At 46.4% G+C, this 12,550-nt stretch carries 14 protein-coding genes and 2 tRNA genes; 9 read left to right on the top strand and 7 right to left on the bottom strand.

The features are described 5' to 3' along the window. The 5 genes from FHQ30_RS05085 to mutY form a co-directional block, all read right to left on the bottom strand. Positions 1–76 (bottom strand) — tRNA-Asn (locus FHQ30_RS05085). A 4-nt stretch (positions 77–80) separates the two neighbouring features. Then, positions 81–156: transfer RNA gene (locus FHQ30_RS05090), tRNA-Phe, on the bottom strand. A gap of 132 nt (positions 157–288) precedes the next feature. After that, positions 289–1,377, bottom strand: a complete 1,089-nt coding sequence (gene mltC / locus FHQ30_RS05095) for a membrane-bound lytic murein transglycosylase MltC (RefSeq protein ID WP_139610199.1) — start codon at positions 1,375–1,377, stop codon at positions 289–291. A gap of 25 nt (positions 1,378–1,402) precedes the next feature. Beyond that, on the bottom strand, positions 1,403–1,675 hold the full coding sequence (locus FHQ30_RS05100) for an oxidative damage protection protein (RefSeq protein WP_139610200.1): 273 nt from the start codon (positions 1,673–1,675) through the stop codon (positions 1,403–1,405). Between the two features lie 51 nt (positions 1,676–1,726). After that, entirely contained in the window at positions 1,727–2,854 is a 1,128-nt protein-coding gene (gene mutY, locus FHQ30_RS05105) for an A/G-specific adenine glycosylase (protein WP_139610201.1), read from the bottom strand. A 128-nt stretch (positions 2,855–2,982) separates the two neighbouring features. Here mutY and FHQ30_RS05110 point away from each other — a divergent pair, with 128 nt between their 5' ends. Then, positions 2,983–4,209 (top strand): MFS transporter, encoded by a 1,227-nt coding sequence (locus FHQ30_RS05110; protein ID WP_139610202.1) that lies wholly within the window; start codon positions 2,983–2,985, stop codon positions 4,207–4,209. 4 nt (positions 4,210–4,213) lie between these two features. Here FHQ30_RS05110 and cadR read toward each other — a convergent pair whose 3' ends face one another. Then, a complete protein-coding gene (gene cadR / locus FHQ30_RS05115) occupies positions 4,214–4,663 on the bottom strand; it encodes a Cd(II)/Pb(II)-responsive transcriptional regulator (RefSeq protein WP_139610203.1) in 450 nt (149 codons plus the stop codon). An 82-nt stretch (positions 4,664–4,745) separates the two neighbouring features. On the opposite strand from cadR, the gene FHQ30_RS05120 reads away from it, so the two are divergent. The 3 genes from FHQ30_RS05120 (at position 4,746) to FHQ30_RS05130 (ending at position 8,723) form a co-directional block, all read left to right on the top strand. Beyond that, entirely contained in the window at positions 4,746–6,935 is a 2,190-nt protein-coding gene (locus FHQ30_RS05120) for a heavy metal translocating P-type ATPase (protein WP_139610204.1), read from the top strand. A gap of 211 nt (positions 6,936–7,146) precedes the next feature. Then, entirely contained in the window at positions 7,147–7,425 is a 279-nt protein-coding gene (locus FHQ30_RS05125; RefSeq protein WP_139610205.1) for a helix-turn-helix domain-containing protein, read from the top strand. Further along, positions 7,425–8,723: a type II toxin-antitoxin system HipA family toxin gene (locus FHQ30_RS05130; RefSeq protein WP_139610206.1), complete on the top strand. Its 1,299-nt coding sequence runs from the start codon at positions 7,425–7,427 to the stop codon at positions 8,721–8,723. The genes FHQ30_RS05125 and FHQ30_RS05130 overlap by 1 nt, the downstream gene beginning before the upstream one ends. 52 nt (positions 8,724–8,775) lie before the next feature. Here the strand turns inward: FHQ30_RS05130 and FHQ30_RS05135 are convergent, their stop codons facing one another. Next, the gene (locus FHQ30_RS05135) at positions 8,776–9,978 is read right to left on the bottom strand and encodes a hypothetical protein (RefSeq protein WP_176552761.1); all 1,203 of its coding nucleotides are present in this window, start codon (positions 9,976–9,978) and stop codon (positions 8,776–8,778) included. Positions 9,979–10,283: 305 nt separating this feature from the next. Here FHQ30_RS05135 and trmB point away from each other — a divergent pair, with 305 nt between their 5' ends. The 5 genes from trmB to FHQ30_RS05160 all read left to right on the top strand — a co-directional run. Beyond that, complete coding sequence (gene trmB / locus FHQ30_RS05140; protein WP_442805717.1) at positions 10,284–11,042, top strand: tRNA (guanosine(46)-N7)-methyltransferase TrmB; 759 nt, start codon at positions 10,284–10,286, stop codon at positions 11,040–11,042. 29 nt (positions 11,043–11,071) lie between these two features. Beyond that, positions 11,072–11,410: a YggL family protein gene (locus FHQ30_RS05145; RefSeq protein WP_132967737.1), complete on the top strand. Its 339-nt coding sequence runs from the start codon at positions 11,072–11,074 to the stop codon at positions 11,408–11,410. Between the two features lie 88 nt (positions 11,411–11,498). Beyond that, positions 11,499–12,047, top strand: coding sequence for a YggT family protein (locus FHQ30_RS05150; protein WP_139612310.1), 549 nt, complete (start codon positions 11,499–11,501; stop codon positions 12,045–12,047). A gap of 2 nt (positions 12,048–12,049) precedes the next feature. Further along, positions 12,050–12,343, top strand: coding sequence for a DUF167 family protein YggU (gene yggU / locus FHQ30_RS05155; RefSeq protein ID WP_139612309.1), 294 nt, complete (start codon positions 12,050–12,052; stop codon positions 12,341–12,343). A 39-nt stretch (positions 12,344–12,382) separates the two neighbouring features. Then, on the top strand, positions 12,383–12,550 hold a 168-nt coding region (locus FHQ30_RS05160), incomplete at its 3' end, for a DUF3800 domain-containing protein (RefSeq protein WP_139625150.1).

Here is a 12,550-nt window from a genome sequence, read left to right on the forward strand (position 1 = left end):
TGGCTCCTCCTGCTGGACTTGAACCAGCGACATACGGATTAACAGTCCGCCGTTCTACCGACTGAACTAAGGAGGAAAAGTGGTGCCTCGAGGCGGAATCGAACCACCGACACGGGGATTTTCAATCCCCTGCTCTACCGACTGAGCTATCGAGGCAACTCATCAGTGGTGCGTATTAAACGTTTTTTTGAGTTTCAAGTCAACCTCTATTTTAAAAAAACTTTCATTGCCCCACTCGTTTGCACGCTTTATGTGCAAAGCGTCTGTTTTTAATCCGAAAGTTGTTTATTAATTCGCTCGCACCCGATATTTTTTCTGTGCCGAATCAACCTTCACCAGATAGTTTCTTGCCTGTGAAGACGGATGTTTGGTGGATAAAATACGATACACCTGCTCAGGAAGTAAGCTATTAATCTTACTGACCGCAATATTTTTATCTTCATCGAACACGCGCAACACCGCCCCTGCACCGCTGTTATAAGCAGAGATCATCGCATAACGTTTGGAAGACGGATCGGTGATACCTGCCAAATAACTGTTTTGCAGAATTGATAAATAAGCAACCCCCGCATCAATATTTTGGTGCGGATCAAACAAATACTCTTTATTAGGCTGCCCCTCTCGGTTTTTCACAATTTTAAACACATCACGCCCAGCAGTGTGCGGCACTACCTGCATTAAGCCCATTGCGTTGGCATAACTAATGGCATAAGGGTTAAAACTGGATTCTGTTTGCATGATCGCCAAAATCAAGCTTTCATCAATATTATAGTGGCGTGCTGCACGACGCACAAAAGGCACATATTTTTGCGCCCGCACATTAACATGGTTGGCAATCATCGGAATCGTAACATATTCTACCAGCTGTCCGTTGCCCAAACGGCGGGTTTGCAAACTGTTTTGCAGCAAATAATTGGCAAATTGATTAGCGCTATCCAAATTATTAATCGTAGCCCCTCGATGATCAACCACCTGCCCCGCCAAGAACGGGCGCGAGCTGATTGGCGCATCACCGTCAGCAAACAGATCGATGCCGTTAGCATCAGAGCCCATCATCAACGTATGCACGATTGATTTTTTTAAACGGTAGGCATCCATTCCCTGGGTTTCAATTGTAATTTTGCCTTCATCAAAGCTGATATGGCTACGGGTATTGTATTGGTCGGTATATTTAACGTAGTCCTTACGACTCGCCACCAACAGCTCATTCACGCCCCACTTACGGTCAATATTATGCGAAAACTGCCCGGTCAGGATATCCAAACCACGCAGATCTTTGGCAAATGCATCATCATAATCAATCCCGTTGCTTTTCTTCGAGGACGAACCACAAGCCACCAACAACGGAATCAGCAGCACCAGTAAATATTTTTTCATAGCTAAACCCTAACTTATGCGCTGATTATTGGCTTGGCGGAACATAACCTTCGATATGCACGTCTTTACCTTCAAACAGGAAATTCACCATTTCGCTTTCCAGTAGTTGACGATGTTCGGCATTCATCATATTCAGTTTTTTCTCGTTCACCAGCATGGTCTGCTTTTTCATCCATTCGCCCCATGCCTGCTTACTGATCGAATCGAAGATCCGCTTGCCCAGCTCGCCGGGATAGAGTTGAAAATCCAGTCCGTCGGCTTCCTGTTTCAAATATTCACAATAAACTGTTCGTGCCATTTGCTAGTCCTTTTACTTTTTACATTAGATCTTTCGTTAGACAAATTTTTTCTATTTTGGTTGCATTGCCTGTAATTGTAATAATAAATTTTTCATTGGCGTCGCCAACCCAATTTTGGGCGGTGTTTGAAAATTATACCAATAATTGTGTGGTTCGGGTATCTCCGCACCATACTCCACGCTGATTTCCGCCACTTTTTCTGCAAAATGTTGCGGCTGACCGCACTTTTGACTGCTGTTCAGGCTTTTTTCTGCATACACAGGCACAATATCCAGATGAAAGTGGCTGAAGGTATGTCGAAATGCCACCCACTGTTGATACTGTTCAATATTATACTGTTGTAAATAATCCAAAAGTGCGGTTTTGCTGTCGAACTGCGGGAAGCAATACAAGCCGCCCCACAGCCCTTGCGGCGGGCGCCGTCGTAGCAACACTTGCTCGCCGTCTGCCAAAATCAAAAAGTAAGCCTGCTTTTCCGGCAACGCTTTCTTGGCTTTTTTACCGGGGTAATCCTGCCAATTCTGCTGCTGATTCGCTTGACACTCAGTTTGCAGTGGGCACAGACCGCACTTGGGTTTGCTGCGCGTGCAAACCATTGCGCCAAGATCCATCATCGCCTGATTAAAATCGGCAACTTGTTGGTTCGGTGTGACCTGTTCGCTATGCCGCCACAACTGATCACTGACCTTTTTATCGCCGCTCCAACCGTCAACCGCAAAATAGCGCGCCAATACCCGTTTCACATTGCCATCCAAAATCGGATAGGGCGCATTTAATACGGAGGATAAAATCGCCCCTGCCGTGCTTCTGCCCACCCCCGGCAACGCCAAAACCTGTTCAAACTCAGTAGGAAATTGCCCTTGATACTGATCGCGGATTAACTGCGCTGTTTTATGCAAATTTCTGGCTCTGGCGTAATAGCCCAACCCGGTCCACAGATGCAACACCTCGTCAATCGGCGCCTGCGCCAGCGCCGTCACTGTCGGGAATGTTGCGATAAACCGTTCAAAATAGGGAATGACGGTAGCGACTTGGGTTTGCTGCAACATCACTTCCGACAACCAGACTTGGTATAAGGTTTTATTGCGCTGCCACGGTAAATCTTTGCGTCCGTATTGGCGATACCAGTCGAGCACCGCACGGGCAAAAGGCGTATGAATTGAAGATTGGGCTAACATAACGTCTCTATTGTGAATCAAAAACCGCACTTTACCGCAAGTGCGGTCGGGACGCTATGAAAAATCACACTTTCTTCATGCTGTATTTTTGCTAGAATGACATTTTTGACTTAACCTGAGATTTAGGCATGAACTTCTCGCCAACCAGCCACAGCCCACGATTCACTCTGATTATCCTTGCTGCCGCCTCAATTTTAATGATCACCATGGGCATGCGCATGGCATTGGGATTGTTCGTGCAGCCGATTCATCAAGAAACCGCACTGAGTATTACCAGTATCAGTTTTGCCATGGCGGTCACGCAATTGATGTGGGGCGTGGCACAGCCGGTTACCGGTGCACTTGCGGATCGTTACAGCGCATGGCCGGTTTTACTGTGGGGCACGCTGCTGTTAGCAGCCGGATTCGCCCTTACACCGCTGTTCCCGTCAACCCTCGGTTTAACCTTTACTATGGGAATTATGCTCGCTTTTGGTGCCGGGGCTGGCAGTTTTTCGATTTTAATCAGTCAGGTTTCCAATAAACTACCACAAAAAATACGGGGTTTGGCTTCGGGAATAGTCAATGCCGGTGGTTCGTTCGGGCAATTTCTGTTTGCACCGTTGGTGCAAGGTTTGATTATTATTCCTGCCTTCGGCTGGCAAGGGGCGATGTATACGCTGGCGATTATCAGTCTGATCTGTTTGCCGATTGCCCGTTGGCTATCGCGCGACGATACCACCATAAAAAATACGCCAAGTGCGGTCAGCACGCCCGAACAAAGTTTAAAACAAGCGGTTCTCGCCTCGTTTAAAGATCGCAGCTACATTTTGTTGCATCTTGGTTTTTTCACCTGTGGCTTTCATATCGCATTTTTGGTAACCCATTTGCCGACTGAAGTATCGCTCAGCAAATTATCAGCCGACGTTGCTTCATGGTCACTGGCGATTATCGGGCTGTCTAATGTAGTCGGCAGCTTGGTGGTCGGCTGGTTAGTCGGACATTACCGCAGCAAATATATTCTGTTTTGGATGTACGCCTCGCGTGCCGCGCTAATCGGTATTTATCTGATAGCGCCAAGCAGCCCGATGACGTTTTATCTGTTTGCCATCGGCTTAGGACTAACATGGCTTGCCACCGTACCGCCAACTGCGGCAACCGTCGGCAAACTATTCGGGGTGCGCTATTTGGCAACCCTGTTTGGTTTAACCTTGTTGTCGCACCAAGTCGGTGGCTTTTTCGGTGCGTATTTGGGCGGCCTCGCCATCACCATTTACGGTGATTACAGCTGGATGTGGTATGCCGATATGATCTTAGCCGCTCTTGCCGCCGTGCTGAATTTACCAATTCGCGAAGAAAAAATGGTGCGTGCCTAAATCGTTATTTATCACACACCTTACCCAGATGCCTCACTGATTGGATAACTTCACCGCCATTCGGTTGCTGTAAGCCTTTCAGAATGCCGCAACTTTCATTATTGTGAACGTCATGACATTGACTGCGTAATTCGCTCAACTGCTTTTTTAAGGATTGCAACTCACGAATCCGTGCTTTGACATGCAATAAATGTTGATCAATCAAATCATTAATCGAGGCGCAACTGGCGTTGGGGTCGGCTTTGGCTTGCAGCAGTTCGCGGATTTCATCCTGTGTCATTTCCAACGCACGGCAACGGCGGATAAACACCAAACGCTCTAAATGCGCCGTGCCGTATTCACGGTAATTATTCATCAGATTGCGTTGCGCTTGCGGCATCAAACCTTCCCGTTCGTAATAACGAATGGTTTCTACCGGGCAACCGGTTTGTTTGGCTAAATCACCGATTTTCATTTTTTTCCTTCTCCTGCTTGACCCTGTAGCAACTACAGGGTGTTTAATATAGCATAACAGAACATTTTTATAGAGGAAAAAGATGATGGCTAACTGCTGTTCACATCAACATAATCCGTCACAAACGCAACCGCACTTTGAGCAATTGGCACAAAGTAAAACAGTGGCAAACGGAGTACAAACTGCCATTCGCATTCAACAAATGGATTGTCCGACCGAAGAAGGGGTGCTCCGTAAAAAGTTCGCCACCATGAACGAAGTGCAAGCGTTGGAATTCAACTTAATCCAGCGTGTGTTGACCGTTACCCATGGCAAACAGGATCTGCCAAAAATATTGGAAGCGATTCGCTCGCTCGGCTTTGAGCCTGAATTGCCTGAAGCAGACGGCAAACTGGCGAAAACCGAAGCTCCACAAAAACCGCTGTTGCCATCGGTGATTGCAGGTGTGCTGGCGTTGGGGTCAGAAGCGGTGACTTGGTTTGGCTTGCCGCATTGGTCTGGGGCAATCTTAGCGGTGGCGGCGGTGCTGTTGTGCGGCATCGAAACCTACAAAAAAGGCTGGCTGTCGATTCGCACCGGCAGTTTGAACATCAATGCGTTGATGAGCATTGCCGTCACTGGGGGCTTACTCATCGGGCAATGGCCGGAAGCGGCGATGGTGATGGTGCTGTTTACCTTGGCGGAGGTGATTGAAGCAAAATCGCTTGATCGTGCACGCAATGCGATTGCCGAACTGATGGCGCTCGCCCCAGAAACCGCTACCGTGCAACAGCCTGACGGCTCGTGGCAGGAAATGGCAGCGGACAGCGTCAGCGTGGGCGATGTGGTGCGTGTCAAACCGGGAGAGCGGATCGCCCTTGACGGCAACATCAGCCAAGGGCAAAGTGCGGTCAATCAAGCCCCGATTACTGGCGAAAGTTTGCCCGTGGATAAAGGCGTGGGCGATCAAGTATTCGCCGGCACGATTAACCAAAGCGGTTCATTTGAATATCAAGTCACCGCTGCGGCAAGCCACTCAACACTGGCACGCATTATTCATGCAGTGGAAGAAGCCCAAGGGGTGAAAGCACCGACCCAGCGGTTTGTGGATAAATTCGCCCAAATTTACACCCCTGCGGTGTTGGTGATTGCATTGTTGATTGCGGTCATTCCGCCGCTATTTATGGCAGGTGCATGGTTTGATTGGATTTACAAAGCCTTGGTGTTATTGGTGATTGCTTGTCCTTGTGCCTTGGTGATCTCTACCCCTGTGACGGTAGTGAGTGGGCTTGCCGCTGCTGCGCGCAAAGGGATTTTGATTAAAGGCGGAGTGTATTTGGAACAAGGGCGGTTATTAACCACCTTGGCGCTCGATAAAACAGGCACGCTGACCCATGGTAAGCCAGTACAGACCAATATGACCGCACTTGCTACTATGCCTTTGGCAGAAGCACGATCACTTGCTGTCAGCCTTGCCGCTCGTTCTGATCACCCTGTTTCGCAAGCGATTGCGACAGCAAATCCAGAGAATAGCAACGTGAAAAGCGTGGAAAACTTCACCGCACTTTTGGGGCGTGGCGTACAGGGGCAAATTGACGGCACGGAATATATACTGGGCAATATTCGCTTAATTGAAGAACGCAAGCAAGCCACAAGTGAATTACAAAGTCAAATCGAGCAACTGGAAAAACAAGGCAAAACCGTAGTGGTATTAGCGGATAACCACCAAGTGCTAGCCCTGTTTGCCGTTGCCGATACGGTGAAAGAGAGCAGCCGCCAAGCCATTGCCGAGCTGCACCAGTTAGGGGTGAAAACCTTGATGCTGACAGGTGACAATCAGCACACCGCCAATGCGATTGCGGCACAAGTGGGCATTGATGAAGCCCTTGGCAACCAACTGCCGCAAGATAAGCTCAACACTGTGCAAAGTGCGGTTGAAAATCAAACCAAATCACAAAAAATCGGCATGGTCGGCGACGGTATCAACGATGCGCCGGCGCTGGCCCGTGCCGATATCGGCTTCGCCATGGGAGCGATGGGAACGGACACTGCGATTGAAACCGCAGATGTGGCATTGATGGACGATGACTTAGGCAAAATTCCTGAATTTATCTATTTATCCAAAAACGCCCACGCGATTTTAATGCAAAACATCAGCTTCGCCTTGCTAGTCAAAGCCGTATTCCTTGCCTTGACCTTAGGCGGTATCGGCACCATGTGGATGGCGGTGTTTGCCGATGTAGGGGCAAGCTTGTTGGTGGTGGGCAACGGCTTGCGTTTACTGCGGAAATAATCCTCTATTTCAATCAAAAATAAAACCAACCGCACTTTGCTTGATAGCCATTAAAAAACGCAAAGTGCGGTTGAACTGGTAAAAATAATGCACGGCTGAATGACGAATGAAATTTAGATTAATCACAAATTTTATCCTTATAAAGGGATATATTTGACTTTATCCGCTTTGAAGGGTATTTTATAAAATATCTGTTAAAGAGGATAAAATTATGGCTATCACTACTGCAAAAATGCTGGCGCACGCCTTAAAAGAGTTCCGCTATCAAAATAAGTTATCGCAGTCTCAAGTTGCCTTGCTTGCCGGTGTGAAGCAAGCGACGGTTTCAGCCTTCGAAAACCAGCCGGAACGCAGCAAAGTGGATACTTTGTTTAATTTGCTATCAGCGTTAGAGCTGGAAATCACGCTTTCACCGCGCAATAAAACCACAATCCCGGCAAACAACCAAGTCCAAGAACCCACGCCTGATTTTGATGATGAGGATTGGTGATGAATCGTTTGATGATTGCCATGAACGGTATTGAAGTCGGGCTGTGGACAAAAAACAGCGACGGTGCCAGCCAATTTCAATACGAATCAACTTGGTTAAACCACGCCAAAGCACGTCCGATTTCGTTATCGCTTCCATTATCGGAAAAAGTCTATAAAGGCAGTGTTGTTTATAATTTTTTCGATAATTTATTGCCTGATAATGAGCAAATTCGCTCGCGCATTCAGCAACGTTTTCATGTTGCTACCAAACATCCATTTGATTTATTAAGTGCGATTGGGCACGACTGCGTGGGCGCCATTCAACTTTATCCTCAAGGGAAACATCCTTATTCAGTCAAACGAATTGAAGCCGTACCGTTAGGTGAAACCGACATTGCCGCATTATTGAAGAACTATCAGTTTTCACCACTGGGAATGGATAATCCACAGCAAGATTTTCGGATTTCCCTTGCCGGTGCACAGGAGAAAACCGCACTTTTATACCATAACAAGCAATGGTGCAAACCGCTTAACACCACACCGACCAGCCATATTCTGAAACTGCCGATTGGCGTTGTCGGGCAGGGGCAGCTTGATTTATCCGACAGCTGTGAAAATGAATGGCTTTGTTTGCAATTGTTAAAAGCCTTTGGTTTGCCTGCTGCAAATGCAGAAATTCTCCATTTTAGTGACTGCAAAGTTTTATCCGTCGAACGTTTTGATCGCCGTTGGGCTGCTTCAGGCCGCTGGCTGGTGCGTTTGCCGCAGGAGGATCTATGCCAAGCGTTGGCGATTGCGCCTGCGTTAAAATATGAAGCAGACGGCGGACCCAGTATTTTATCCATTCTCGCGCTGCTAAAGGGATCGACAGACAGCCTTGACGATCGGCTACACTTTTTTAAAGCCCAAATTATTTTCTGGCTGATGGCGGCAATTGACGGACACGCTAAAAACTACAGTCTGTTTTTGGAAAAAGATAACCGCTACCGTCTAACGCCGTTCTATGATGTGATCTCTGCTTTTCCTTTGTTGAAACCACAAGGCTTGCAACGGCAAAAAATCAAAATGGCGATGGCGTGGCACGGAAAAAATAAACACTATTTATGGGATAAAATCCAAATCCGCCATTTTATTGAAACCGGTAGGTTAGCAGGTTTGCGCCAACAGTTGGTTGAAGAAATATTACATCAGGTCGCAACCGATTATCAAAGTGCGGTTGAACAATGTCAGCAGCAGCTACCGAAAAATTTTCCACCAGAGATTGCCGAACCAATTTTAGAAGGTGTTTGGCAGCAAGGAAAGCGGTTGAAAGGGTAGAGAAACCGCACTTTGGAAGTGCGGTTTGAATTAGGAGGATTTCGTTATTAAATTAGTTAGCTACACGCTCAGTTTCTTTAGTGCTGAACACACCTTTCCACTGTTTATTCGCATCGCCGGATTCAGCATCGCCGACAATATATTTTCCACCGTCAAGGAACTGACCGTTTAACGATCCTCTCTCAGTAATCACCGTGGAAGTGTGGTTGTTTCTCACCGGTGTTGCAATCATCTGAAAATCTCCGTTCAACTCTCCAGATAATTGCAATCCCAGATCAATCCCTTTGCCGGTATCTCTGATATTACCTGCCATAGTCTTCGCCGCAGGGTTATAGCTGAGGGAAATATTCGCTTGATTAACTTGGTCAGTATCCGCCAAATAGTGGAAATCACCACCATAGGTGACGGTTCCTTGATAACCATTCAATGTCGGCGCAGTGGCATCTTTTTTGCTTTCATCAAATGCATACATCAGATCCACCGTGCGTTTTTGCCCGTTACCTTCCCCTACAATGCCGCTGTCAGGGGTAAAGGTCGATACATAGCCGTAATAGCCTAAATTGGCATTGCTGCTATCGATTAAATCTAATTTCATATCGCCAATTTGCAATGAGCTACCTTGTGCGACTGCTGTAAATTCATCACCTTGTTGCTTAACCTGGTAGCCGGAGGCTTCTCCGTTCCAAGCATTTTTCCCATCTTGTGAAATCACATAGCCTTGATGTTCAACCGCTGGTGGTGCTGCCGGTTCAGCTGGCTGCGGTGCTACTGGGTCAGCTGGCTGTGGTGCTGCTGGTTCAGCTGGCTGCGGTGCTGCTGGTTCAGCTGGCTGCGGTGCTGCTGGTTCAGCTGGCTGTGGTGCTGCTGGTTCAGCTGGCTGTGGTGCTGCTGGTTCAGCTGGCTGTGGTGCTGCTGGTTCAGCTGGCTGCGGTGCTGCTGGTTCAGCTGGCTGCGGTGCTGCTGGTTCAGCTGGCTGTGGTGCTACTGGATCAGCTGGCTGAAGCTCATTTTTTTGCTTCTCTTCCTCTTCTTTCGCTCTTTTTTGGCGCTCTTGTTCTGCTTTCTGAAGCGCTTCTTTCTCTTTCAGCGCAGCTAATGCCGCATCATCTGTTTTTGGAGCCGTGCTAGGCGCCGAATTAATCGCTGTGGTGTTCGATGTTGTTGTGGAATTGGATGAACCGCCGCCACCGCCACAAGCGGCCAATAATGCTGACAACAATAGCGCAGCACAGGTTTTAGAATTGATTTTTTTCACTATAAGTAACCTTTTATCGTTTAAGTTTATGATTTTATTGATAACCAATAAGTCAATTATTGATTGAAATCAGCCAGTTAATACAAGATGCTGATTTAAGTGGGGCGCATTCTATCAGACATTATTACAAAATCCATGCCTATTTTTTAACCTTTTGTGTAAATACGCTAATCTTTACACATAAAATGATTGCACTACATCAGCGGCTTAGTTATTTTCAATCGAAATGACAAAAACAGTTGTAATCACCGAAGATATTTGCATAATGCGGGCTATCAAACTAAAAGAGAGCTTTTTAATTAATCATGATGTCAGAATCTAGCCTGCAAACGACCTTTGCTGATCAAAAACGTAAAACCGTTGAAACTGCCGAATTTACTGCCGATGGGCGCTATGTGCGCAAAGTTCGCAGTTTTGTGCTGCGCACCGGGCGTTTGAGTGATTATCAAAAAGACGCCATGAATCGTCATTGGTCAGAATATGGGTTAGAATATCAACAGACCCCATTTGATTTTGCTAAGATTTTCGGCAACGATAATCCGGTGATTTTGGAAATTGGCTTTGGCATGGGAACTTCGCTGGTGGCGATGGCGAAAAACAATCCGGATCGTAATTACCTAGGCATTGAAGTGCACACACCGGGCGTTGGGGCTTGTGTTGCCTTGGCAGTTCAGGAAGAAATCCGTAATTTACGTTTGATTTGCCACGATGCGATGGAAATTTTGCGTGACAGCATCGCTGATCAAAGTTTAGGCGGGCTACAACTGTTTTTTCCGGATCCCTGGCCGAAAGCCAAACATCATAAACGGCGGATTGTGCAGCCGGCGTTTATCCACACTATTCAGCAAAAGCTAAAGTGCGGTGCGTTTATTCATATGGCAACCGACTGGCAGAACTATGCCGAGCATATGCTGGAAACCTTACAAAATAACGCAAAATTGCAAAATCAATCGGCAACCAATGACTATATCCCACGACCGGATTTCCGCCCACTAACCAAATTTGAACAACGCGGACAGCGGCTCGGTCACGGCGTTTGGGATCTTTATTTTATCTATCAATAAGTTTATTCAACCAGAAAAAGGAAAAGAGTATGGCTATTCAACGTAACCGCAGACAACGTAAAAAAATGCACTTAGGCGAATTCCAAGAGTTAGGTTTTGTGGTGCGCTGGCAGTTTGCCGACAACACATCAGTAGAAGCGATTGACGCAACACTAGATCGTTTTATCGCCGAAGTAATTAAACCGAATGGTTTAGCCTATGAAGGCAGCGGCTATCTCAATTGGGAAGGCTTGGTTTGTTTGGAAAATATCGGCAACTGCAACGACTCACACCGCACTTTGGTAGCACAGTGGTTGAAGGATAACCAACTACAGCAAGTTGAAACTAGTGAATTGTTTGATATTTGGTGGGACTACCCAATTCAATAATATCAATCGGAACTTGAATTTTTCCGATTTAATCCTATCTAATATAGTGCGGTTTTCAGACCGCACTTTTGCTATTTAAAGGATTCTCATGAACACATTACAATTTTTAGTACAAACCGTGGTGGGGCTTTATACTTTTATTCTGATATTGCGCGCTTGGTTCCAATATTGCCAAGTGGATTTTTACAGCCCGCTGTCACAAGCCGTAGTCAAGCTGACCCAACCGGTATTAGCACCGTTGCGCAAACTGATCCCGACCCGAAAAAATATTGATTTTGCTGCGTTAGTGCTGGCATTTGTGATCAATATGCTGAAATATCCGCTATTAATCGGTAGTTTTGAAGGCGCCAGTTTATGGCAATTCGCTATCATCGGTGGCTTAGCGGTGATCAAAGCCTTTGGCGAGATTATCTTCTGGGCCATTTTAATCCGTGCGGTGATGAGTTGGTTTTCCCAAGGCAATCATCCATTAGAATATCAACTGTACCGCATTACCGAGCCGCTGCTGGCGCCGATTCGTAAAATTTTGCCAAAAACCGGCATGATCGATTTTTCCGTGATGGCATTGGCATTTATCCTGATTTTAGGCAACAACCTGCTGCTGGATTTTTTCGGTTCGCTGTGGGTGTTGGCATAACCGTGTCCGCCATAACACTATGCGAAAACGGGTTGCGGCTGAAAATTGTGCTGCAACCCAAAGCCAGCAAAGACCAAATTATCGGCTTGCATGACGGTGAACTGAAAATCAGCATCACCGCCCCACCCGTTGACGGACAAGCCAATGCCCACCTGCTGAAATTTCTCGCCAAACAGTTCAAAGTCGCCAAAAGCAGTATTATTTTGGAAAAAGGCGAACTCAACCGACATAAACAAGTTTTTATCCCTGAGCCGAAAATCATACCGAGTGTGGTAAAATTATTAATAACAATATAAAATTGTTCCCATAACGATAATTTAGTGGAATAAAATATGTTGAATAAAAAGTACAGTGATTTTATTGTTTATGTTGATGAAAGCGGTGATCACAGCTTACAATCTATCGATCGTAATTATCCGGTTTTTGTATTGGCATTTTGTATTTTTTATAAACAACATTATTTAAGTCATGTTGTGCCCAAATTACAAAAATTAAAATTCGAC

It is taken from the genome of Testudinibacter sp. 'clade 2', assembly GCF_006227735.1.
Lineage (GTDB): Bacteria > Pseudomonadota > Gammaproteobacteria > Enterobacterales > Pasteurellaceae > Chelonobacter.

Excerpts from the sequence above, each read along its gene's own strand:
- FHQ30_RS05125 (WP_139610205.1), top strand. The coding sequence starts at position 7,147 with ATGGCTATCACTACTGCAAAAATGCTGGCGCACGCCTTAAAAGAGTTC.
- cadR (WP_139610203.1), bottom strand. The coding sequence starts at position 4,663 with ATGAAAATCGGTGATTTAGCCAAACAAACCGGTTGCCCGGTAGAAACC.
- trmB (WP_442805717.1), top strand. The coding sequence starts at position 10,284 with ATGATGTCAGAATCTAGCCTGCAAACGACCTTTGCTGATCAAAAACGT.
- FHQ30_RS05150 (WP_139612310.1), top strand. The coding sequence starts at position 11,499 with ATGAACACATTACAATTTTTAGTACAAACCGTGGTGGGGCTTTATACT.
- FHQ30_RS05100 (WP_139610200.1), bottom strand. The coding sequence starts at position 1,675 with ATGGCACGAACAGTTTATTGTGAATATTTGAAACAGGAAGCCGACGGA.
- mltC (WP_139610199.1), bottom strand. The coding sequence starts at position 1,377 with ATGAAAAAATATTTACTGGTGCTGCTGATTCCGTTGTTGGTGGCTTGT.
- FHQ30_RS05110 (WP_139610202.1), top strand. The coding sequence starts at position 2,983 with ATGAACTTCTCGCCAACCAGCCACAGCCCACGATTCACTCTGATTATC.
- FHQ30_RS05130 (WP_139610206.1), top strand. The coding sequence starts at position 7,425 with ATGAATCGTTTGATGATTGCCATGAACGGTATTGAAGTCGGGCTGTGG.
- mutY (WP_139610201.1), bottom strand. The coding sequence starts at position 2,854 with ATGTTAGCCCAATCTTCAATTCATACGCCTTTTGCCCGTGCGGTGCTC.
- FHQ30_RS05120 (WP_139610204.1), top strand. The coding sequence starts at position 4,746 with ATGATGGCTAACTGCTGTTCACATCAACATAATCCGTCACAAACGCAA.
- FHQ30_RS05145 (WP_132967737.1), top strand. The coding sequence starts at position 11,072 with ATGGCTATTCAACGTAACCGCAGACAACGTAAAAAAATGCACTTAGGC.